This is a genomic window from Bradyrhizobium sp. USDA 326 (genome assembly GCF_049739485.1).
Classification (GTDB): Bacteria; Pseudomonadota; Alphaproteobacteria; order Rhizobiales; family Xanthobacteraceae; genus Bradyrhizobium.
Map to the genome: position 1 here is coordinate 3213663 of NZ_JBMGQA010000001.1, position 20864 is coordinate 3234526.

The 20864-nt window shown below is 64.2% G+C and carries 20 protein-coding genes and 2 pseudogenes; 7 read left to right on the forward strand and 15 right to left on the reverse strand.

What is annotated here, in order from left to right; translation table 11 throughout:
• Positions 1 to 3: 3 nt before the first annotated feature.
• From ABIG06_RS15270 to ABIG06_RS15295, 6 genes are all read right to left on the reverse strand, one after another.
• Positions 4 to 1065 carry an MBL fold metallo-hydrolase gene (locus ABIG06_RS15270; protein ID WP_370137654.1) on the reverse strand — a complete coding sequence of 354 codons (1062 nt, stop codon included), beginning with the start codon at positions 1063 to 1065 and terminating at the stop codon, positions 4 to 6.
• Positions 1066 to 1225: 160 nt separating this feature from the next.
• A complete protein-coding gene (locus tag ABIG06_RS15275) occupies positions 1226 to 3382 on the reverse strand; it encodes a methyl-accepting chemotaxis protein (RefSeq protein ID WP_370137655.1) in 2157 nt (718 codons plus the stop codon).
• 164 nt (positions 3383 to 3546) lie between these two features.
• Positions 3547 to 4272, reverse strand: coding sequence for an outer membrane protein (locus ABIG06_RS15280; protein WP_124161306.1), 726 nt, complete (start codon positions 4270 to 4272; stop codon positions 3547 to 3549).
• A gap of 226 nt (positions 4273 to 4498) precedes the next feature.
• The gene (locus tag ABIG06_RS15285) at positions 4499 to 4819 is read right to left on the reverse strand and encodes a hypothetical protein (protein ID WP_124161307.1); all 321 of its coding nucleotides are present in this window, start codon (positions 4817 to 4819) and stop codon (positions 4499 to 4501) included.
• Between the two features lie 186 nt (positions 4820 to 5005).
• A complete protein-coding gene (locus tag ABIG06_RS15290; protein WP_124161308.1) occupies positions 5006 to 5215 on the reverse strand; it encodes a hypothetical protein in 210 nt (69 codons plus the stop codon).
• A 6-nt stretch (positions 5216 to 5221) separates the two neighbouring features.
• On the reverse strand, positions 5222 to 5389 hold the full coding sequence (locus ABIG06_RS15295) for a hypothetical protein (protein ID WP_199751680.1): 168 nt from the start codon (positions 5387 to 5389) through the stop codon (positions 5222 to 5224).
• A 56-nt stretch (positions 5390 to 5445) separates the two neighbouring features.
• Between ABIG06_RS15295 and ABIG06_RS15300 the strand changes: the two genes are divergently transcribed.
• Positions 5446 to 5742 (forward strand): hypothetical protein, encoded by a 297-nt coding sequence (locus tag ABIG06_RS15300; protein ID WP_124161309.1) that lies wholly within the window; start codon positions 5446 to 5448, stop codon positions 5740 to 5742.
• Positions 5743 to 5760: 18 nt separating this feature from the next.
• Here ABIG06_RS15300 and ABIG06_RS15305 read toward each other — a convergent pair whose 3' ends face one another.
• The 4 genes and pseudogenes from ABIG06_RS15305 to ABIG06_RS15320 all read right to left on the reverse strand — a co-directional run bounded on the left by ABIG06_RS15305 (position 5761) and on the right by ABIG06_RS15320 (position 11025).
• Complete coding sequence (locus tag ABIG06_RS15305) at positions 5761 to 7380, reverse strand: ABC transporter ATP-binding protein (protein WP_199751692.1); 1620 nt, start codon at positions 7378 to 7380, stop codon at positions 5761 to 5763.
• 2 nt (positions 7381 to 7382) lie between these two features.
• On the reverse strand, positions 7383 to 8222 hold the full coding sequence (locus ABIG06_RS15310; RefSeq protein WP_124161311.1) for an ABC transporter permease: 840 nt from the start codon (positions 8220 to 8222) through the stop codon (positions 7383 to 7385).
• Positions 8219 to 9191: pseudogene (locus tag ABIG06_RS15315) on the reverse strand (ABC transporter permease). Before ABIG06_RS15315 ends, ABIG06_RS15310 begins: the two are co-directional and overlap by 4 nt.
• Positions 9192 to 9474: 283 nt before the next feature.
• A complete protein-coding gene (locus tag ABIG06_RS15320) occupies positions 9475 to 11025 on the reverse strand; it encodes an ABC transporter substrate-binding protein (protein WP_124161313.1) in 1551 nt (516 codons plus the stop codon).
• 519 nt (positions 11026 to 11544) lie between these two features.
• Here ABIG06_RS15320 and irr point away from each other — a divergent pair.
• Complete coding sequence (gene irr, locus ABIG06_RS15325; RefSeq protein ID WP_370137659.1) at positions 11545 to 12030, forward strand: Fur family transcriptional regulator Irr; 486 nt, start codon at positions 11545 to 11547, stop codon at positions 12028 to 12030.
• A gap of 30 nt (positions 12031 to 12060) precedes the next feature.
• On the opposite strand, the gene ABIG06_RS15330 is transcribed toward irr, so the two are convergent.
• Positions 12061 to 13608 (reverse strand): winged helix-turn-helix domain-containing protein, encoded by a 1548-nt coding sequence (locus tag ABIG06_RS15330; RefSeq protein ID WP_370137662.1) that lies wholly within the window; start codon positions 13606 to 13608, stop codon positions 12061 to 12063.
• 133 nt (positions 13609 to 13741) lie between these two features.
• On the opposite strand from ABIG06_RS15330, the pseudogene mddA reads away from it, so the two are divergent.
• A pseudogene (mddA, locus tag ABIG06_RS15335) lies at positions 13742 to 14532 on the forward strand (methanethiol S-methyltransferase).
• Between the two features lie 74 nt (positions 14533 to 14606).
• Positions 14607 to 15029 (forward strand): GFA family protein, encoded by a 423-nt coding sequence (locus ABIG06_RS15340; RefSeq protein ID WP_370137665.1) that lies wholly within the window; start codon positions 14607 to 14609, stop codon positions 15027 to 15029.
• A gap of 142 nt (positions 15030 to 15171) precedes the next feature.
• Here the strand turns inward: ABIG06_RS15340 and ABIG06_RS15345 are convergent, their stop codons facing one another.
• Positions 15172 to 15396 (reverse strand): hypothetical protein, encoded by a 225-nt coding sequence (locus ABIG06_RS15345; protein ID WP_370137668.1) that lies wholly within the window; start codon positions 15394 to 15396, stop codon positions 15172 to 15174.
• A gap of 234 nt (positions 15397 to 15630) precedes the next feature.
• Here ABIG06_RS15345 and ABIG06_RS15350 point away from each other — a divergent pair, with 234 nt between their 5' ends.
• On the forward strand, positions 15631 to 15915 hold the full coding sequence (locus ABIG06_RS15350; RefSeq protein ID WP_124161319.1) for a hypothetical protein: 285 nt from the start codon (positions 15631 to 15633) through the stop codon (positions 15913 to 15915).
• A gap of 134 nt (positions 15916 to 16049) precedes the next feature.
• Here the strand turns inward: ABIG06_RS15350 and ABIG06_RS15355 are convergent, their stop codons facing one another.
• Positions 16050 to 17987, reverse strand: a complete 1938-nt coding sequence (locus ABIG06_RS15355; RefSeq protein ID WP_424578309.1) for a sensor histidine kinase — start codon at positions 17985 to 17987, stop codon at positions 16050 to 16052.
• Positions 17984 to 18667 carry a response regulator gene (locus ABIG06_RS15360; protein ID WP_370137670.1) on the reverse strand — a complete coding sequence of 228 codons (684 nt, stop codon included), beginning with the start codon at positions 18665 to 18667 and terminating at the stop codon, positions 17984 to 17986. The genes ABIG06_RS15355 and ABIG06_RS15360 overlap by 4 nt, the downstream gene beginning before the upstream one ends.
• 381 nt (positions 18668 to 19048) lie before the next feature.
• On the opposite strand from ABIG06_RS15360, the gene ABIG06_RS15365 reads away from it, so the two are divergent.
• On the forward strand, positions 19049 to 19666 hold the full coding sequence (locus tag ABIG06_RS15365) for an alpha/beta fold hydrolase (protein WP_370137671.1): 618 nt from the start codon (positions 19049 to 19051) through the stop codon (positions 19664 to 19666).
• Positions 19667 to 19693: 27 nt separating this feature from the next.
• Positions 19694 to 19957 (forward strand): alpha/beta fold hydrolase, encoded by a 264-nt coding sequence (locus ABIG06_RS15370; protein WP_370137674.1) that lies wholly within the window; start codon positions 19694 to 19696, stop codon positions 19955 to 19957.
• A gap of 607 nt (positions 19958 to 20564) precedes the next feature.
• Here the strand turns inward: ABIG06_RS15370 and ABIG06_RS15375 are convergent.
• Complete coding sequence (locus tag ABIG06_RS15375; protein ID WP_370137676.1) at positions 20565 to 20798, reverse strand: hypothetical protein; 234 nt, start codon at positions 20796 to 20798, stop codon at positions 20565 to 20567.
• Positions 20799 to 20864 lie beyond the last annotated feature (66 nt).

Here is a 20864-nt window from a genome sequence, read left to right on the forward strand (position 1 = left end):
CCTTCACGTCGTCCGAAACTGCAGCACGCCGTCTTGCATCTCGGCCGTCAGACGGCCCTCGACCAGCATGTAATTGACGTGGGCGACGAGCTCGCCTGCGGCAAAGCCCATCTGGTGCTCGTCCAGCACGTGCTTGTTGAACACGACAGGCACCAGGGCGCGCGAGGTTTGCGGCACCTCGCGGCAGGCTTCCGCGATGAGCCGGCAGCGCTCTTCGTGGTGGTCGGCGAGCTGCTTGATGCGGGTCTTCAATCCGTAGAACGGCACACCGTGGCCGGGCAGCACCAGCACGTCGTAGGGAAGAGTCGTAGTGAGGCTGGCGAGCGAGGCCAGATATTCGCCGAGCGAGTTCTGGTCGGGCTCGACCGCCCAGACGCTGACATTCGGCGAAATCTTGCTCAGCACCTGGTCGGCGGAGAGGAACAGCTTGTCGTCGGCGCAATACAGCATCACCTGGTCGAGCGCGTGGCCGCCGCCGGTGATCACCTTGAAGCGGCGCGTGCCGATCACGACGTCGTCGCCATGCGAGATGCGGCGGTAGGACGGCGGCAGCACCGAGACGCGCTTCAGATAATCCTGGCCGCGGCCGAGCAGCTTTTCGGTCAGCGACTCATCCATGCCATGGCGGCGGAAGAACAGCCGCTGCGCCTCGCGCCGTTCCTCGGTGCCGCGGTTCTGGTGATAGACCGATTGCAGATATTCGACCTGCGACATCACCAGCGGGCAGTTGAAACGCTCGACGATCCACCCGGCGAGACCGACATGGTCGGGGTGGGAGTGGGTGACGATCAGCCGCGTGATGTTGATGCCCTTCAAGGGTCCATCGAACAGCTTGGTCCAGGCCCCGATCGTCTCCTCGTTGCCGAATCCGGTATCGACCATGGCATAGCCGTCGCCGTCGGCGAGCAGGTAGATGTTCACGTGGTTGAGGCGGAACGGCAGTTTAAGCCGCGCCCATAACACGCCGGGCCGCACCTCCACGACCTCTTCGGGGCCGGGGTGCTGTTCCCAGGGGTAGCGCAGGGCCTCGGCCGAGGACTGTGCGATGTCGGTTTTCGAGCTCATGCTACCGGCTTAAACCCAGTGCGCGCGGGGCGCCAGCCGAAAAAGGATGCTGGGCGGCGACCGCATGGCGGTCATACCAGGCCGTTTTCCGCAACCCGGATAGAGCGTCAAAACTGCCGGCATTCCGGGTTCGCCTCTTCGAGGCGCCCCGGAATGACAATCAGGCCGCCCGCATGTCGTTGAGGAAGGTGTCGATCTCCCCGCGCAGCATATCGGCCTCGCGCCTCAGCGCGTCCGAGGCGCTCAGCACTTCGGTGGCCGCAGCGCCGGCCTCGGCGGACGCGGTGGAGACGCCGACGATGTTGCTGGAGACCTCGCTGGTGCCGCCGGCAGCGTGCTGGATGTTGCGGGCGATTTCGCGGGTGGCGGCGCCCTGTTCCTCGACCGCGGCTGCAATCGTCGTGGTGACGTCGTTGATCTCGCCGATGATCCGGCCGATGCCCTGGATGGCGCCGACCGCGGAGGTCGTGACCTCCTGCATGCTGGCGATCTGGGTGCGGATCTCGTCGGTCGCCTTGGCGGTCTGGCTCGCCAGACTTTTCACTTCGGAGGCGACTACCGCGAAGCCGCGACCCGCCTCGCCCGCGCGCGCGGCCTCGATGGTGGCGTTGAGCGCGAGCAGGTTGGTCTGCGAGGCGATGGTCTGGATTAGGTCGACGACGACGCTGATGCGGCTCGCGCTGTCGGCGAGGCTCTGCACGGTGGCGTCGGTCGCTCCCGCTTCATCGACGGCCTTCTTGGCGATCTCGGCCGAGGTCACGACCTGGCGGCTGATCTCCTGGATCGAGGAGGACAGCTGCTCGGTTCCGGCCGACACGGTCTGCACGTTGACCGAGGTTTCCTCCGCGGCGGAGGCGACCGCGTTCACCAGCGCGTTGGACTGGTCGGCGGTGCTCGACATGCTCTGCGCGGTCGATTGCATCGAATTGGCCGACTGCGCCAGATTTTCAAGCGCGGAGCGCACCGTGCTCTCGAATTCGGCGATCTTCGCTTCCATGCGCGCGGCACGCTCGGCCTTGGCGATACGGTCCTTGTCCTGCTCGCTCGTCAGGGCGCGAGCCTCGATCATGCTCTCCCGGAACACTTGCAGCGTGTTCGCCATCACCGAGATCTCGTCGTTGTGGTTCTTCGAGCGGTAGATCTCGGTTTCGAGATCGCCGTTCGCGAGCAGCTGCATCGATTGATGCAAGGCGCCGATCCGGCGCAGGATGTTGCGGCCGACATAGAGCCAGACGAACAGCGCCGAGCCGACCAGCATCAGCCCGCCCAGCGCCAGCATGACCGACGTCGCGAGCGAGATCTCCTGCCGCGCCTGCAAGGTCGAGGCGTTGGTCTCCTTCTGCACGCCGTCGACGAGCTGCTGCACGCTGATACCGAGGCCGACATTGAGCTTGCGGGTCTCGTCCAGGATGGTCTGGCCATAGTCGATGGAGTCGAGCTCCTTCTCGCGCAGATTGAACACGCCGGTCTTGCCGGTGCCGAGCGCGAGCAGCTTTTCCGCCGTCTCGCGCAGCATCTTGTTGCCCTGGTTGTCCGGCAACAGGTCGAGGTTGGACCGCAGGCGTCCCTGTGCCGTCTTGAATTCCTTCTGGATGTCGTCGAGCTTGTCGCTCGTGCTCGCCGATAGCGCCGCGCTCATGTTGGCGGCGGCGAGGTTGCCGCTGGCGACGACGTTGCCGAGCTGACCGACGGTCTGCGCGGCTTCGGTTGCATCTGCGGCGGACAGGTCGGCTGAGCCGAGAATGGCGTTGACGCGGGTCTGCGCGTCCAGCATCGCCGGGCTCGCAGCGCCGACGAACGCGCCCTGCGCGTTGCGAAGCGCATCGTACTGCTTCTCATGGAGGGCCGCGATATCGAGCCGTTCGCGGGCGGCCTTCGCCAGGCTCTGGGCCGCCTCGTTGATGCTCTTCATCGTGTCGCTGAGCCCTGAGACGACGCTCTTGTCGCCGCCGAACTCGATGATTTCGTTGAGCTTCCGCTGCGTCTGCTCCTGCAATTCCAGGAGCTTTTTGGTGCGCTCATTCAGGGCGTCCTCGCTTTGCGCCGCAAGCAGGGCCGGCCCCTGCGCCGCAAGGCTCGCGCTCAGTGCCGACAATTGCAGGCTGGCGGAAAGGCGCGGAATGTCCCGCCCGCTCAGTTCAGTCATGCGTCCGCCGAGATTCTGTAGCGCCAGGCCGGCGCCGGCCGCGATCACGAGACCCATGCCCGCGATCACCGCGAAGGCCGCGAACAGGCTGCCGCGCACGCCCCATTTCGGCATCTTGAAACGAGGACGGAAACGGCCAAGGAAGCGGCCAAGGCCCAGACGGATCGCCATCGAAAATTCCCCCAATGTTCTTGCTTCTGCTTGTGACGGCAGTATCGGCAGCACCGGTTAAAAAATCGCACTTGGCGCAATTGGTTGCGCATGTTCCGCAGAGCGAAAAAAGAAGGGCCGGCAACGAGGCCGGCCCTTCATCGTGATAAGGTTTTGATAACCGATCAGTAGCGCGCCACAGTCGGGCTTGCCCAGTTGAAGCGGTAGTTGACGCCTGCCTTGAAAGTATGGTCGTCGGTGGTGAAACTGCCGGTGCCCACCAGCGGGCCCGCCGTGAAGTGCGCGTCGCCGAAATTGTAGTACTGGTACTCGGCCTTGGCCGACCAGTTCGGGGCGAACATGTATTCCAGGCCGGCGCCGATTGTGTAGCCGTTGCGGTGATCGCCGTCGATGATGAAGCCGGTCGGCACGCCGCCCACAGTCACCTTCTCATTGTTGTCCGAATAGGCGTAGCCGCCCTTCACATAGAGCAGGCCGGGACCCCATGTATAGCCGACACGGCCGGTGATCGAGCCGAGGCCGCGCTGGTCGTTGGTATAGGCGATGCCGCCCGGGAACACTGCGCCGACGCTGCCCGAGAGCCAGGAATACTGGCCTTCGATACCGACAACGAAATTCGGGTTGAACTGCCAGTCCGCGCCGATCTGCACGCCGCCGAGGAAGCGGCCGTTGCCGTTGTTGCCGGTGGAAAGGCCGTTGAAATTGTTGTCGCTGGAGAACGCGCCACCGACGTGGGCGCCGAGATAGAACCCCGTCCAATTGTAGATCGGCGCGGCGTAGGCCGGCGCGGGCGTCTTGTAGTAATTGCGGTTGCCGAGATCGGCGCCGACGGCCGGCGCGGCCGCGCCCATCGCGAGCAGCGCCACGGTCGCGAACAGAATTTTCTTCATCGTCTTGAACTCCAACACGTAAGGTCCCCGGCAGGCGCGATTTCCTGCGCCGTCGTTGGTTTTGCAGATAGCTCGCTTTTGATGAAAATGCTGTCACATGCGTGGCACAGCGACAGCCAACCTAACTTGTTGGGGTGTAAATGATTTTCGTGCTTAATGGCGACTTAAGAAGTGGTGAAGGAAGGCTTAACTTCGCACCTCCCAGGTAACTTGCGCGCGCCTCTCGTTAACCAAGACGCCGCCGCACCTCATCGCGCATCTGTTCGCGAAAGGCCGCGCGCTTTGCCGGCCGGTCTTCCTCACGCACGTCATGACGATCGAAGATGTCGAACTTCTCCAGGATCGGATAGCGCTCGCTCGCCATCGCGAGCACGCGCAGGACCCTGGTCGCCGCTGGCGTCGGGCCGCTGATCTCCCAGCGCCGGATGGTATCGGCGCCGCCTGTCTCCGGCAATCCGCAAAGCTTGGCCATGTCGGCCGCAGTGAGCTTCCGCTCAAGGGCATCGGAGAGGTCGTTGCGAAGCTGCTTCAGTTCGGGGCCGGTCATGCTGCTTGCGTCCAGGGAAGTCGCTGAACGCAATGCACTACAGCAAGATCCGAAAAGCGTGCAGCGGTTTTCCGATGCTCAAGCATAGCCCAAAGCGCTATGACGATTTACCCCAATCGCATCGCGCCTTGGCGCTGATCCGGGTCCATCCGATGGCGGCGAGGAGATGCGGCTTGGCCTTCGGCCTCAGATGCCTCTGCCGCCCTGGTTGCCGATCACGCAGCGCCATGCAGCCAGTCGCTCGGCCGGATGCTGGTTCATCCATTCGGCGAGTTGCGGCGCGCCCATCAGGCAGGACTGCACCGAGATCTGCGCAAAGTCCGAAGTGGTGACGACCTGCTCGTGGCAATTGGCGGGAGAGGCGAGACTGCAAAGCACGGCGATGATCTTGATCACGATACGTTACTCCCGATCGCGGCCGATGAACGTGCGACCGACCGCCGGTCCGTCCTGCTCGTCGCTGGCCGGATCAGCTGGAGGGAAGATGCTGTCGTAGATGGCGCGCGCTTCCTGAATGAGACGCGCTCGCTCGCGCTCGGATTTCGAGACAAATCGAATAACTTCGCCCATATTTGGCTCCGAATTTTCAACTCATGAGTCTGTCATGAGCTGACGCCGATCATTCAATGAACATCTATGGTGCCGCCTTCGACCTTGAAGCGGCGCCGCAGTCACGACCGAATAAAAAGCGCGTGACCGCACTGCGGCATCCCAACGGCCCGGTGTTTCTCACGCGCTGGGTTGCAAGGCCGTCCACCGCTTCATCTCAGTTGCGCAGCTTCGGCACCCGGCGAGGAATGCCGGTGTCGGCCCGTCCTTGCGCTCGTCAGCAAGGAAAGTCTCACGAAGCAAATGCTGCTGGATCGAATATGTTTCGCCTCTTGCGGCGTGCAAGTTTTTGGAACGATCTCGAAATCCGGTGAATCCGCCCGACCAGCCCCTCAGGCCGCCGGCGCTTGCTCCTTCCGTCCCGGCACCGCCGCGAGCAACTCGCGCGTATAGGCATGCTCGGGCGCGGCGAATAGCTGCGCGGTCGGCTTCAGTTCGACGATGGCACCGCGTTGCATCACCGCGATGCGGTCGCAGATCTGGGCTGCGACGCGTAAGTCGTGGGTGATGAACAGCATCGACAGACCGAGGCGCGCCTTGAGGTCTTCGAGCAGCTTCAATACCTGCGCCTGGACCGAGACGTCGAGCGCGGAGACGGCCTCGTCGGCGACGATGATCTCCGGCTCGAGCGCAAGCGCTCGCGCAATACCGATGCGCTGGCGCTGGCCGCCGGAGAACTCGTGCGGATAGCGCTCGAGGGCGCCGGCGTCCAGGCCGACCATCTTGAGGAGATCGCGGGCGCGGTCGAAGGCGACCTCTGGATCAATGCCGGCCGCGATCGGACCGTCGGCGATGATGTGACCGACCTTGCGGCGCGGATTGAGCGAGGCGAACGGATCCTGGAAGATCATCTGGATGCGATGACGCTCGGCGCGCAGCGCCTTGCCTGAAAGCGAGGTCAGGTCGGTCTCGCCGATCCGCACCGTGCCGCGATCGGCCTCGATCAGCCGCATCACGAGGCGTGCCACGGACGATTTGCCGGAGCCGGATTCGCCGACAAGGCCGAGCGTCTCGCCCTTGAGGATGTTGAAGTTGACCGCGCGCGCCGCATCGACGCGGCGGTCCTCGCGGAACCAGCCGCCCGAGGTGACATAGGTCTTGTCCAGCCCGATCACCTCGACAGCCCGGGCCTGGTCGTCGAGAGGCTTTCGCGGCGGCGGATCGATCGACGGTACGGCGGCAAGCAATGCCTTGGTGTAGTCGTGCTGCGGCTCGTTGAAGACGGCAGAGGCGGGGCCTTCCTCGACGACCTTGCCGTGCCTGAGCACCACGACCTGGTCGGCGATGTCGGCGACCACGCCGAAATCGTGCGTGATGAACATCACCGCCATGTTGCGGTTGCGCTGGAGATTGCGGATCAGCTTGAGGATCTGGGCCTGCGTGGTGACGTCGAGCGCGGTCGTCGGCTCGTCCGCAACCAGAACCGCGGGCTCGAGCGCGAGCGCCATCGCGATCATGGCGCGCTGGCGCTGGCCGCCGGAGAGCTGATGCGGGTAGGCGCGCACGATTCGCTCGGGGTCGGGCAGGCCGACCTCGCGTGCCAGAGCGAGTGCTTTTGCGCGGCGCTCTTTCGGCGTGAGCAGGCCGTGCGCCTCGAACATCTCCGCCATCTGGTCGCCGATCCGCATCAACGGATTGAGCGCGGTCATCGGCTCCTGGAAGATCATCGCCAGCCGGCGACCGCGCAGATCGCGCCAGCCGTCGTCATCTAACTTGAGCAGGTCGCGGCCTTCGAACTGGATCTCGCCGGAGGCGACCGACACGGTGTCCGGCAACAGGCCCATCAGCGCATGCGCGCACATCGACTTGCCGGAGCCGGACTCGCCGACCACGCAGACGATCCTGCCGGGCCGCAAATCCAGCGAGACGCCGTCGACCGCGAACGGACGCTCGGCGCCCTTGGGCAGCGCGATTCGCAGGTTCCTGATGGAGACGGCGGGCGGGGCGGTCATCATCAGCGGCCCTCCCGCGACAGGCGCGGATTGAGCGCGTCGTTGAGGCCTTCGCCGATCAGGTTGAGCCCGAGCACCGAGATCAGGATGGCGACGCCGGGGAACACCGTGATCCACCAGGCCTGCCGGATCACGGTGCGGCCGGCGCCGACCATGTAGCCCCAGGAGATCAGATTGGGATCGCCGAGGCCGAGGAACGACAGCGAGGATTCCAGGAGGATGGCGGTCGCCACCATCAGCGAGGCCAGCACGATCACAGGCGACAACGCGTTCGGCAGGATCTCGCGCAGGATGATCCAGCTGTTGCTCTGGCCGGTTACAACCGCGGCCTGAACATATTCGCGCGTACGCAGCGACAGCACCTCGCCGCGGACGAGGCGGGCCACCGGCGGCCAGCTCACCACCGCGATCGAGGCCACGATTGAATAGATCGAGGGCTGCAGGATCGCGACCAGAACGATCGCGAGCGCGAAGCTCGGAATGGTCTGGAAGAACTCGGTGAATCGCATCAAGGCGTCGTCGACCTTGCCGCCGAAATAGCCGGCCATGGCGCCGATCGGGACGCCGACGATCAGTGCGACCAGCGTGGAGACGAGACCGACCAGCAGCGAGACGCGGGCGCCGAAGATCATGCCGGCGAACACGTCGCGGCCGAGCGCATCGGTGCCGAGCGGCACGGTCGAAAGCGTGAAGGGCGGCAGGAACGGCCGCTGCACCATGCGCCATGGCGAATTCGGGAACAGCATTGGTCCGAACACCGCGACGGAGATCGCAAGCAGCAGGATGATGAGCCCGATGACGCCGCTTGGGCTTCTCAACATCGATTTCCAGAACTGTTTCATGAGGCGAATTCGATGCGTGGGTCGACCAGCCGGTAGACCAGGTCGGTGATGAGGTTGAAGATCAGCACCATGGCGGAGCAGATCACGAAGACGCCGAGCAGCAGATTGTAGTCGCGCTGCAGCAGCGCGTCGTACATCAGGCGCCCGATGCCCGGCCAGGCGAACACGGTCTCGGTGATGACGGCGCCGCCGATCAGCGTGCCCGAATGGACGCCGGCAAGCGTCACGACGGGAAGCAGCGCGTTGCGCAGCACGTGTCGGCGCTGGATCACGGCGTCGGAGAGACCCTTTGCACGCGCGGTCTTGACGAAGTCGAGGCGTTTCACCTCCAGCATCGAGGCGCGCGTCATACGGGTATAGGTCGCCATGAAGAACAGGCCGAGGGTCATTGCCGGCATGATCAGGTGTTTGCCGACGTCGATCGCATGGGCAAGGCCCGTATAATTGCCGCCGACCGTGTCGTAGCCGAAGCTCGGCAGCCAGTCGAAGGTGACCGAGAACAGCAGGATGCCCATCAGTGCCACCCAGAAGATCGGCATGGCGTAGAAGATCAGCGCGAACACGGTGATGCCGGTGTCGAGGAAGGTGCCGGCAAAGCGCGCCGCGGAAGGTGCCGAACAGGATGCCGAGCGCGAGCGAGATCGCGAAGGCGGTCAGTGTCAGCAGCAGCGTCGCCGGCAGCCGCTCGCCGATCAGCTTCGCGACCGGGGCCTGCTGGCGGAAGGAGAAGCCGAGGTCGAGCGTCACGACGCCCTTGACGTAAATGAAGAGCTGTTCGGGCAACGGCTTGTCGAGCCCGAACTTCTCCTTGAGCTGCTTGACGAAGACCTGATCGCTGGCGCCAGCCTCGCCCGCCATCACCACCGCGGGGTCGCCGGGCGCGAGGCGAATCAGGAAGAAATTGAGGACGACGATCGCAAGCAGGACGATCACGCCCTTCACGACACGCTGAGCAACGAAGGAGAGCATCTAGACTCGTATGCCGGTTGATTGAGGCGGTCTCGCCGCGAGGAAGACCTCTTCCCGACGGGGAGAGGTCGCGCCGAAGGCGCGGGTGAGGGGGATCTGGCCCCACGAGGGAGTGCAACCCCTCACCCGGACCTCATCTGACGATGCGATCCGACCTGTCCCTATGGGAGAGGCGGGCACCGCCGATGCCTCAGCGTCTCGATATGATTTCATCGTGAATCAGCTCGTACCCTGGAGCGCGACGCCGCGAGTGAGATTTCATCGCGGTGTCGCATGCACTTCGTCACTTGTCGAGCCATGCGTCCTTGAAGCCGTCATTGACCCCGATCCCCGTGGTGATCAGGTTCTTGACCTTGCAGCGCATGATGGTCGGGAATTGCAGCTCGAGCATCCAGGCCACCGGCACGTCCTCGACCAGGATCTTCTGCGCCTTCTCGTAGATCTCCTTGCGCTTGGAATCCGGTGTCGCAATCGCGCCTTCGGCGAACAGCTTGTCGATCTCCGGGTTGGAATAGCCCTCGACGTTGTTGAACACCTGGCCCTTGGCGATGGCGCTGGAGACGTAGTTGCGCCCCACCCCGAGCGCGGGATCGCCGTACTGGTATAGGTAGGTGAAGGCGATGTCGTAGTCCCAGTCGGCGATCTTCTGGTTGCCGCCGGCAACGTCGGTGGCGATCGTCTCGATGGTCATGCCGACGTCCTGGAGGTTCTGCTTCACCGCTTCACCCCAGCGCTGCCAGGTCTCGCCATAGGCGAGCGGCTGCATGCGGATCTTCTCGCCCTTGTAGCCGGCTTCCTTCAGCAGCGCCTTGGCCTTGGCCGGATCGTACGGATATTTCTTCACGTCGTCGGTGTAGTACTTGATGGTCGAGGCTGACGGGCCGGTCGCGACCTTGCCGAGCCCGTTCCAGATCACGTCCTTGGCGAAGTCGCGGTCGATCGCGTACATGATCGCCTGCCGCACCCGCTTGTCCGCGAGCGGCCCCTGGCGGTTGTTCAGCCACAGCCAGGCCAGTGGCGAGAAGAACTCCCAGCCGGCGCCGGTGACGCAGGTGTCCTTCAGCTTGGACAGCCGCGGAACGTCGAAATTTTCGACCGAACCGCCGGGCAGCACGTCGACCTTGCCGGTCTCGTACGCCACCGAGCGCGCCGCGGCGTCGGGAATGACCTGCCAGTAGATCTCGTCGAGATAGGGCTTGCCCTTCTCGTGGTAGTTCGGGTTCTTGACCAGGCGGATGAACGAGCCCTTCTGCCATTCCTTGAACATGAAGGGACCGGTGCCTACAGGGGCATTGTTGTAGGGATTGGTCTTCCAGTCTGTGCCTTCATAGAGATGCTTCGGCACCATCGGCATCGAGCCGACCTCGAAGATGCCGAGGAACGGGCCGAACGGCTGTTTCAGCGTGAACACCACCGTGTGATCGTCGGGCGCCTCGACCTTCTCGACCTGCGCGAGATTGTTGCGGGCGCGCGCGTGGGTCTGCTTCAGCATCTCGATCGAAAACAGAACGTCGGCGGCGGTGAAAGGCTTGCCGTCATGCCAGGTCACGCCCTTCTTGAGCTTGAAGGTGTAGGTCTTGGCATCCTCGCTGACGCTCCAGCTCTCGGCAAGCTCCGGCTGCGGCTCGAGCTTGGGGCTGTAGCGCAGCAGGCCTTCGAAGATGTTGCCCGACACCATCTGGGTCGGACCGTTCTGGATCTGCGCAAGCATCAGGCCGGGTGGCTCGGGCTGGATCACGGCATTGATCGTGCCTCCTGTTTTCGGCGCTTGCGCCAGCGCCGGGGCCGTGAGGCCGCAAGCCAGGAGAAGACCAAGCAACACTCGTTTTGACATGTCGTATCTTTCTCAAGCGAGGCCAGCCGTGAACGCTTCGCAACGTCCTGGCGCGCAAAGCGACGGTCGGCCCATCCCAGTCCCCATCCGATATCGAGGCTCACACAGTCTCGTTCGGCGCCGCAAGATGAAAGTCTCGACAGTGTTCGCACAAAAAATGTACAGCGCGTCCTGTTTCTGCCGCGGGCCCCTCTGCGACGTCAGGCTGGCTCGCGCCGGGCGACCAGGCGGCCTCGCGGCAATGCCGGTCGTGATTGCACAAGCCTGCGCCTGCGACCAAAAGCATCAGGCCGTCATTCTGCGCCCGACTGCCCGCTGCAGCTCCGCAAGCAGCTTCCTTCAATTTGTCCGCGGTACGAAATATCGTCCTCGGAAAGAGCCGCGCCCCCCCGGATCGGTCAGGGGCGGATCGCTGCGAATTTGATCCGGATCAAAGCCGAGCCGCGGCTTTTGCGATCGAATGGCAACTGGCGGGACGCGGCACTGTGCGTCCCGTTTCCTTGAGCTGTGAGACGATCGATGGACATTCAGGCCACGACTATCCCTGCGGGTGACGATAGCGGACCTGATGCCGCCGGCCTCGATCTCTCGTCGGCGGCGGGCGTGCAGCACTGCCTGCAATTGCTGAACAATGCCGGCCTGCGTCCGACGCGCCAGCGCCTGGCGCTGGGCCAATTGCTGTTCCTGGGCGGCCATCGTCACGTCACCGCGGAGAGCCTCTACGAAGAGGCGATGGCGACGGACGCGTATCTGTCGCTCGCGACCGTCTACAACACGCTGAACCAGTTCACCGAAGCCGGCCTGCTGCGCCGGATCGCGGCCGACGGCATCAAGTCGTTCTTCGACACTGACACGTCCGTGCATCCGCACTTTTATCTCGAAGGCGAGGATATGCTGGTCGACGTTACCAACGGCCTGGCCTTCACAAAAGTGCCCGAGGCGCTTCCCGGCCACGAGATCGCGCGGCTCGACGTCATCGTCCACCTGCGCCGGAAGAGAACGTAGCGCCTACCCTCCAGGGGAGGGTAAGAACTGTCACAGCAACCCCGCCCGCCGAAATCCCTCCAGATAGTGTTCGCGATCCCCGTCATTGGCCCACGGCAGTTGCGTCGCGATCCAGTGCAGCGAGATGCCCGGTTGGGTGCGACGGAGCTCGCTGAGCGCCATCTCCGCAAGCGATCCGTCGCCCGTCATGCCGGCGGAGACCGCGAGCACGCGGTAGGCGCCGGTGAGGTCGCCGCGATGGCGGATCGCCTCGCGCGCCAGCGCGATGGCCTCGTCATAATGCCGCTCGGTGAAGCGCGCATAGGCGGCGATGCCGTGGTAGATCGCCAGCGACGGATCGCGCGGCGACAGCCGGATCGCCCGTTGCGCGGCCTCGAACGAATCCTGGGAACGTCCGGCATAGGACAGCGCCAGGGCGTAATAGCCCTGCGCCAACGAGAAGTTCGGATTGAGTGCGAGCGCCTGCTCGAACTCGGACAGCGCATCCGCGAGCCTGCGTGTCGAGAAGCAGACGCTGCCGAGCGCGGCATGCGCCCAGGCGTCCTCATGGTCGCAGCGTACCGCGGCGAGCGCGGCGGCTTCCGCGACGGGTGCAACCGCGGCCAGCTCGGCCCAGCCGAGATGCACGCCGAACATATCGTTCACGGCCAGCACCGACAGCGCCTGGCCGTAATTCGGATCGATTGCAATCGCGCGCTCGAGCAGTGCCCGTGCGGCGCCGTGATCCTGCCGGGTCACGCGCCAGTAATGCGACAGCGCGCGCATCAAGAGGTCCCAGGCGTCCAGGCTCGCCGGCGGCTTGCGATGGGCGCGAAAATTCTCCGCCGCGTGGATCTGCGGCTCAATCGCCGCGGCGATCGCGTTGGTGATCTCGTCCTGCACGGCGAAGACGTCGACGAGCTCGCGGTCATAGCGCTCGGCCCAGAGTTGACTTCCTGATACGGCGTCGTTGAGCTGCGCGGTGATGCGCACCCGGCTGTCCGCCTTGCGCACGCTGCCTTCGACGATGTAGCGGACGCCGAGCTCCTCGGCGATCTGCCTGACGTGGACTGGGCGCCGCTTGTAGGTGAAGGACGAGTTGCGGGCGATCACCATGAACCAGCGCTGCTTCGACAGCGCGGTGAGGATGTCTTCGCTGATCCCGTCGCCGAAATAGTCCTGCGCGGGATCGCCGCTCATGTTTTCGAAGGCGAGCACCGCGATCGCCGGGCGGTCCGCCACGCGCGAGGGAGTGGGCACGGTTCCCGCGCGCGCGGGGGATGCTGCCGCTTCTTCCCGGACCTCACCGACGAAGCGAAAGCCCTTGCGCGGAATGGTCTTGATCAGCCGCTGGGTCGCGCCGTCGTCGCCAATCGCCTTGCGCACGGCGTTGATCCGGCTGTTCAGGGCGGAACCCGAGACGATGCGGTCGCTCCAGATGTGGCTGATCAGGTCATCCTTGCTGACCACACGCCCGCGTTGCGTGACCAGATACAGCAAGAGATCGAACACTTGCGGCTGCAATGGAACGGCTGCCCCGTCGCAAGTGAGCTCCCGCAGGTCGCCGTCGATCACGTTGTTTTCAAAGCGAAATCGCACGTTTCCGTCGTCTCAAGCAAAAATCAAAGTCGTCTCAGGCGAAAATCAACCGTCCGCGAACGTCCCGAGACCTCCGATCCGGCATGGTGCGACGACCAAACAGTGTCGACGTCTCGGCACAACGGAGCATTTCATGACCCAAATTGATCAACAGGTTCATTCCATCGGCCCGGAGGTGACGGGCTCTCGCATCTTCAAGTTCATCGCCTTTCTGTACGGAATTGCGGCATACCTCGTGTTTTTCGTCACCATTCTCTACGCGATCGGCTTCGTCATGGGGGTGATGGTGCCCAAGACCATCGACACCGGAAGCGACACGCCGACGGTCGAGGCCCTCATCATCAATCTCCTCCTGATGACGCTGTTCGCCCTCCAGCACAGCGTGATGGCACGCAAGCAGTTCAAGGCCTGGTGGACGCAATTGGTGCCCAAGCCGGTTGAGCGCTCGACCTATGTGCTGTTCGCGAGCCTGTCATTGCTGCTCCTGTTCTGGCAGTGGCGCCCGCTGCCGTCGGTCGTATGGAATGTCGAGGATCCGGATCTTGCCGTGACGCTGGTCACGCTGTCCTTCGCCGGCTGGGTGCTGGTGTTCACCTCGACCTTCATCATCAACCATTTCGAATTGTTCGGCTTGCACCAGGTCGCCAACCATCTCGTCGGCAAGGAGACGGCGCCGCCCCGCTTCAAGACGCCGCTGCTCTACAAGTTCGTCCGCCATCCGCGATCTATCTCGGTTTCATCATCGCGTTCTGGGCGGCGCCGACCATGACCGCGGGCCATCTGCTGTTCGCGGCCGTGACCACGCTCTACATCTTCGTTGGCATCGCGCTGGAGGAGAGCGATCTCATCGATCTCTTCGGCGACGAGTACCGGCAGTACAGGCAACGCGTCTCCATGCTTATTCCTTGGCGCCGGTCAGTATAGTCTGAGCCTCGTTCCGCGCGTCCACCGAAAGGAGGACGCGCGACATCGATCCTTCTGAAAACGGAGACGCCCAAATGAAATATGTCGGAAACTGCTTCTGTGGCGCGGTCACGGTCGAGGTCACGGGTGCACCGGAGGCGATGGGCTATTGCCATTGCCGCTCCTGCCGCTCCTGGTCGGGCGGTCCGGTCAACGCCTTCAGCCTCTGGAAGCCCGAAGCGGTGCGCATCACCGAAGGCGCTCAGAATGTCGAGACCTTCGTCAAGACGCCGCTGAGCCAGCGCAAATATTGCAGGAAGTGCGGCGGCCATCTCATGACCAACCATCCGCCGCTCGGTCTGGTCGACGTCTTCGCCGCCACCATCCCGACGCTCGCGTTCGCGCCCGGCGTCCACGTCAACTATGCCGAGACCGTGCTGCCGATGCGCGACGGCCTGCCCAAGCTGAAGGACTTTCCCGCCGAGTTCGGCGGCAGCGGCGAGATGATGCAGGAGTAGCGGCGCCTTCAGTTGAAGGCTCCTCCCTCGGCTCGAAGGACGAGGCGTGCGGCGAGGCCTCTCCCAATGCCGAAGCGGTCTCTCGCGAGGGCGGCAGAGCGCCGCCCTCACTGCCTTCTCCAAGGTGGAGAAGGACGAATGACTAGCCTCCGCGCGATTCAACGACCTTGCGGCAGGAGTCCGAGAGTTTCGACTTGTTCTCGCGCAGGCAGGCATTCATCTGCGGCGGCTTGCCGATATGTTCGGCGCAGAATTTGCTCGCGTCGCCGCGGCAGGCCATTTGCTCCTGGATCGATGAGCCGGACTGCGCGGCAGCCGGCAGGGCGGCAGCAGCGAGCAGCAGCGCGGCAAGAACCGAAATCTTCATAAAGCACCTCTTTGGAATCGTCGTTGGTCCCGACCGGGATCACGCGGCCGGACCATCTCGCGAAGTCCCGGCGCGGGTCCATGCCATGTTCATGGCACCGGCCGATCCTCCCGGCCGCGGGACCCCCATCTTCATGGCATGTATCCGCGCGCCGACTTTTGCCATTCAGGCTTCACCTCGGCTGCGAAACCCGGTGATTGCATCGGGACGCCGAACGGGAAGCAGGAGAGCAAGATGTCGAAGAGAGCTGGAGCGCTGAGCGCCGGGCTGACGATCATGGCCCTGGCGGGCGCGGCGATGGTGTCGCTGGGCACGAGCCCGGCGCAGGCGGTGGTCTATTGCAAGACCGTCGGGGTGCCCAAGGGTTGCGTGGTGCGGCCGACCGGCGCCGTGGTGGTGGGAGCGCCGGTCGCGCGGGCTGCCGTCGCGACCCCCGGTGTCGGCGCGCCCGGCGTCGGCGTGCGCGCGGGAACGCCGATGAATCGCGGCGGCCCGGTGAATCGGGTCGGCGTGCGCTGATATTCCATTCGGTTGATTTGATTGCATCGCTTCGGGCCAACGGAGCCTGCGGACGAACCCCCCGTCCTCCGCAGGTAAATTATCCGGCCCGTGCCCTCTCTCCGTGCGCCCCACACGTTCGGGGAGGGGGCCTTTCAGCCCGCAGCCATGTCGCTGTCGGGAAAACGCTGCGGCAATTGCAGCCGCACGCGTGTGCCCGAGGTATCCGAGCTCAGGTCGAGCACCGCGCCGCAGCGCGCGGCGCGGCTTCTCATGTTGCGCAGGCCCCGCGCGGTCTGTCCCGCGCCCGCGGCCTCGCAATTGCCGGCCAGCGCAAAGCCGCTCCCGTCATCCGTGACGCTGATCAAGCCGTAGGGACCCTGGGGACCGTCATGCGTCTCGATGGTGACCGCGACGTGGCGGGCCTGTGCGTGCTTGACCGCGTTGGTCACGGCCTCGTCGAGGATGCGCACGATCTGGATGACGTGCCATGGCCTGAGCTCGGGATGCAGCGGCAGGCCCTGCGGCGTCGCCACGCGCCAGTCGAGCGCGATGTCGTGCGGCCGCAACTGGGCCGTGGCGCGCTCGCGCCAGGAGCCGAGCGCGAGCATCAGGTCGCCGCCGATGTCGTCCATGGAGTCGATGACGAGGCGCAGATCCTTCAGCGCCGCGCGGGCCGCATCCGTGATGGTCGCGCCCTCACTGCCGCGCTCGGACAATGCGACGATGCTCACGAGCTGGCCGCCGAGGCCGTCATGCAGGTCCCGCATCAGGCGCGTGCGCTCGTTGGCGAGCGCGGCGGCGCGGGCGCGCTCCTCCTCGCGGGCGAAGCTCGCCTTCAGCCGTTCCTCGGCTTCGCGCACCCGTGTCACGAGCTGGCCGGCAAAGCTGTCGACCTGGTTCAACGCGCGGGCAAAGCGCCAGGTCAGCCCGGCACCGATCGCGACCAGCATCGCCGAATAGGACAGGCGCGAGACGAAGATGCGATCGTTGGTCGCGATCTCGAGCACGGTGAGCATGTCCTGGATCCAGCAGACCAGCACGATGGTCACCGCGCAGCCGATCGTGAAGCTCGCCGCGTCCTGCCGCCGCACCACGGCGGTCGCCGTGACGCAGGCCATCAGGAACAGGCAGAGCCCGACGGTGGGAATGCCGAGCACCAGGAAGAGAATGCGCGGCAGCGGCGGGCCCCCGATCAGCCCGACCACGAACACGACGACGCCGGGCACGAACAGCAGCGTGCCGTAGCGCGGCCAGCGCCAGCCGAAGAACAGCACGCCGAACACGACGATCAGCGCGCTCTCGATCGGCGCGGACGCCAGCAGCACCGCGGCGAGCCGGGATACGGTGGCCGGCGGCACCGGCGGCGGCGCGAATGCCTGCACCACGCCGAGCACCATCGCTGCGGCCAGCACGCCATAGACCGGCTCGTGACGCCGCATCAGCCACATGATCGCAAGGATGACGGCCAGGATCGCCTGCCAGGCGGAGAATACCACCGGCAGCGTGACGAACAGCAGCGTGCGTGTCTCATAGGCCGGGCGCAGGGCGGCGTCCGGGCCCACATAGACGGTGTCGAGAAAGCCCTTGAGCGGTCCCCACACGAACAGCCGTACCGTGATCTCATTGCCGCCCTCGCGCAGCAGCGAAGTGGGAATGAGTGCGATCTGCGGCGTGTTGCGGTCGGGCCGGTTGGCGTTGGCGTCGCGCCGGGAGTCGAGCACGACGACGCCGTTGACGGCGACCTCCACCGCGTTGCTGAAGCGCGGCAGGAACACCGACCAGCCCGAGGCCGCCTCGCCGCCCCGGAAGGTGAAGGCGCCGGTGTAGAACGGCGGGTCGGCCAGGGCGTAGCGCGACGATGTGAAATGCGGCAGCGCCACGGCGCGTGTCAGCCCGTCCTCCCGCAGCGCGAATCCGCTGAGCGCAAAATCCTCGGGGTCGCTCGGCTGGAGCAGCCGCAAGCCGAGAATGGTGGCGATCACGATCAGCGTCTGCAACAGCAGATAGGGCACGAGGCGCGAGGCCAGCAGCCGGTGCCGCGCGGGTTTGGCCGGTGCCTCCCTAGGTGCTTTGGCCGCGATCTCGCTCACAGCTTGATCAGGCCCTGCTGCACCGCCTCGAACACCGCCTCGCTGCGCGTGTGCACTTCGAGCTTGCGGTAGATGTTCTTGATGTGGCCGGGCACGGTCTGCTTGGACAGGCCGAGATGGCTCGCGATCTCGGCATAGCTGAAGCCCTTCGCGATGCCCCACAGGATGTCGATCTCGCGCGGGGTCAGCCTGGCCGTGTTGAGCGCGGGCCCGCGCGGCGGCTCCGCCGAATTCTGTGCGGCACCCTGCGTCCTGCGCACGATGAAGCGGGCGATCGAGGCCGAGATCGGCGAATGTCCCGCGACCAGATCGCGCACCGTGGTGGCGATGTCGGTGGGGAAGGCGTCCTTCAGCAGATAGCCGGTGGCGCCGACCGTAATCGCGGAGATCACGCTCTCCTCGTCACCGAGCGCGGAGATCACCATGATCTCGGTGTCCGGAAAGCGCTGCCGGGTCTCGCGGATCAGCTCGACGCCGTGGCCGTCGGGCAGCCGCAAATCGGTCAGCAGCACGCACGGCGCGCCGACGCTCAGGGCCTGCCGCGCCTCCGCAAGCGTGCCGGCGCTACGCACCTCGTAACCGGCCTTGACCAGCGCGTCCTGGAGCCGCCAGCAGGTCGGCGCATCGTCCTCGACGAGGAGGATGGTGATGGCTTCACCCGTCTCGCCCTGTTCGGTCATGATCATCGTCCCGCGACCCGCGTGTCCCCCGCGGCGCGAGCCAAGTTTAACCGTAGCGCGGATGCCGCGACACCCATAATCATGGGGGCGGCGATAGCTCGGTCCGGCGCCAGGCGCGGATGGACAGTCGTAGCGTCGCGCCCAGGCTGGAGCGCGTGCTCATGGTCCGCGCGGCACTCGGGGCGCGTATGCGGTCCGCTCTGCCTCTGATACCGGCCCATTAAGGCATCTCACCAGATGTCCGAGCTGGGCCAAATGCGGACTCTGTTGAGTCAAGGAAGCCATGCGCCCTGGGGTTTATGGCTTGCTACCATGCGCCTTTAGGGCAATGCTTGCGGCAAGCCTGATCCTCTCGGAGATCTGCCTGAGGAGGGATTTCAAATGCGCCGCGTCGTGGTGTCGGTGTCGTTTCTATTTGCCGTGTGCACCAGCGCGCAGCTGTGGGCACAAGAGGTCAAGCCCCACTGGCCGATTCCCCCGGAACTGAAATGGGAAGCAATCAACGGATATCCCATGGCTTACCGGGACGCGGGCGAGGGTACGTCCATTGTTCTGGTGCACGGGTCAACGGCCGATTACCGGATTTGGGACGCCCAATTCAGAGTTTTTAGCGCATCTTACAGGGTAGTCGCGGTTAGTCTAAGGCACTTTTACCCGGAACGCTGGGATGGCGCTGGCACCGATTTTTCGATCGAACAGCACGCGCAGGATGTTGCAGCGCTGATCGAGAAATTGAAGCTCGGAAAGGTGCATCTGATCGGGCATTCGCGGGGTGGCGCGGTTGCAGTCGAGGTAGCGAAATCGCACGCCGACGTCATTCGAACACTGGTGCTGCCGGATGGCAGCATCGAGATGTTGGTGCCTGAGACTGCCGAGGGCAAAGCAGCCGGAGATTTCACAAAAAAGGTGATTGGGACCCTGCGGGAAGACCTGAAAGCAGGAGAACCAGCCAAAGCTGCGGAGGTCTTCGTTGATATGTTGAATGGCCCTGGCACATGACAAAAGTTTCCCGAACCTACGAAGCAGATGTTTCTGGCAAATATTTACACGGCTTTGGGGGACAAAGACCGTCCGATCAGCACGTGCGCCGACGTCAAGAAATTTGATTTTCCAGTGCTGTTCATGACGGGGGACAAGAGTCCAAAGAAATTCGAGTTTTTTTACAATGAAATGCGCAAGTGCCGGGAGTTTCCTGCAACGGTGGTGATACCAAATGCAGGGCACGGTATGCAGAGACAGAATGCAGACGTCTTTAACAAGGTCACGTTGGGTTTCCTTTCGAAGCATTGATTTGCGTTGACTGATGCCCTCGAACCGAACGATGGCGGCTTCGGGTCACGTCAGGAAGGCGTCAGTTCGCGCATATCGGGTTCGCTACACCCCGATTAGATGGCCTCCTGTCGAAGGTCGGGGTCGGCCGCTTGGGGCCACTTGCGGCCGTCCCAGAAGAGACCACTCAGGTTGAGCGAACGGACGAGCAAAACGTTTGCCGGGACGTGAACCAATTCACATCTGACGAGGCCGCCCGGAGGCAGTATGAAAGCGGTACATTTCTAGAACCAAGCCCGGGGGATGATTGCCAACCCTCCTGCTACGGAGTGCCATGAGCGGCGAACGGTGGCCTTATTTTGCCGGCGTTGCATCGATCGTCTTAGCGATATCCTTTGCGTACTTGCTTGAACGGAAGTGCCAAAGAGAGCTTGCATTTCAGCGCTCCTTCCCATCCGCTCTGTCCGAGCTAATTGTAGGAAGCGAGCCGATTAGGTGTTGGTTCGATAATTGATCTATGTGGAGGCCGACTTCTGCTTTGGGTCACAAGCCGCCGATTACGCTCAAGCTGGTGACTTTCGCTCTGCCTTGCAGAGCCGACGTTTGTGAGTACACACCTTAGCCCCGCTCACGAAAGATCCACCCGCGGCGGCGGATAGCGCCGGGCCAGTACTGACAGCGAGAGGGCCCGTTCGTCTTCCGGCAGCTCCAGATAGGCCAGCACGAGCGGTCGCTTCCACTCGTCGATGCCGAAATCCATCGCGGTCCATTTCTGCGGCTCGGGTCCTTCGAGCCCTCGAACCCAGACGAAATAGCGGGGAAGGTCGTCGGCGTCCCTGTCCGTCGTGCGTCGCCTGGCCATCAAAGCTGTCCGCTGCATCCATCGTTTGCGAGAGGATATAGGGAGCGGCCGTGAGAAGTCGAATGC

Coding starts and splice junctions, on each gene's coding strand:
- irr (WP_370137659.1), top strand. CDS start 11,545: ATGGACATTCAGGCCACGACTATCCCTGCGGGTGACGATAGCGGACCT.
- ABIG06_RS15375 (WP_370137676.1), bottom strand. CDS start 20,798: ATGGCCAGGCGACGCACGACGGACAGGGACGCCGACGACCTTCCCCGC.
- ABIG06_RS15305 (WP_199751692.1), bottom strand. CDS start 7,380: ATGACCGCCCCGCCCGCCGTCTCCATCAGGAACCTGCGAATCGCGCTG.
- ABIG06_RS15285 (WP_124161307.1), bottom strand. CDS start 4,819: ATGACCGGCCCCGAACTGAAGCAGCTTCGCAACGACCTCTCCGATGCC.
- ABIG06_RS15345 (WP_370137668.1), bottom strand. CDS start 15,396: ATGAAGATTTCGGTTCTTGCCGCGCTGCTGCTCGCTGCTGCCGCCCTG.
- ABIG06_RS15270 (WP_370137654.1), bottom strand. CDS start 1,065: ATGAGCTCGAAAACCGACATCGCACAGTCCTCGGCCGAGGCCCTGCGC.
- ABIG06_RS15350 (WP_124161319.1), top strand. CDS start 15,631: ATGTCGAAGAGAGCTGGAGCGCTGAGCGCCGGGCTGACGATCATGGCC.
- ABIG06_RS15370 (WP_370137674.1), top strand. CDS start 19,694: ATGTTTCTGGCAAATATTTACACGGCTTTGGGGGACAAAGACCGTCCG.
- ABIG06_RS15310 (WP_124161311.1), bottom strand. CDS start 8,222: ATGAAACAGTTCTGGAAATCGATGTTGAGAAGCCCAAGCGGCGTCATC.
- ABIG06_RS15295 (WP_199751680.1), bottom strand. CDS start 5,389: ATGGGCGAAGTTATTCGATTTGTCTCGAAATCCGAGCGCGAGCGAGCG.
- ABIG06_RS15280 (WP_124161306.1), bottom strand. CDS start 4,272: ATGAAGAAAATTCTGTTCGCGACCGTGGCGCTGCTCGCGATGGGCGCG.
- ABIG06_RS15365 (WP_370137671.1), top strand. CDS start 19,049: ATGCGCCGCGTCGTGGTGTCGGTGTCGTTTCTATTTGCCGTGTGCACC.
- ABIG06_RS15275 (WP_370137655.1), bottom strand. CDS start 3,382: ATGGCGATCCGTCTGGGCCTTGGCCGCTTCCTTGGCCGTTTCCGTCCT.
- ABIG06_RS15340 (WP_370137665.1), top strand. CDS start 14,607: ATGAAATATGTCGGAAACTGCTTCTGTGGCGCGGTCACGGTCGAGGTC.
- ABIG06_RS15320 (WP_124161313.1), bottom strand. CDS start 11,025: ATGTCAAAACGAGTGTTGCTTGGTCTTCTCCTGGCTTGCGGCCTCACG.
- ABIG06_RS15360 (WP_370137670.1), bottom strand. CDS start 18,667: ATGACCGAACAGGGCGAGACGGGTGAAGCCATCACCATCCTCCTCGTC.
- ABIG06_RS15300 (WP_124161309.1), top strand. CDS start 5,446: ATGAACATCTATGGTGCCGCCTTCGACCTTGAAGCGGCGCCGCAGTCA.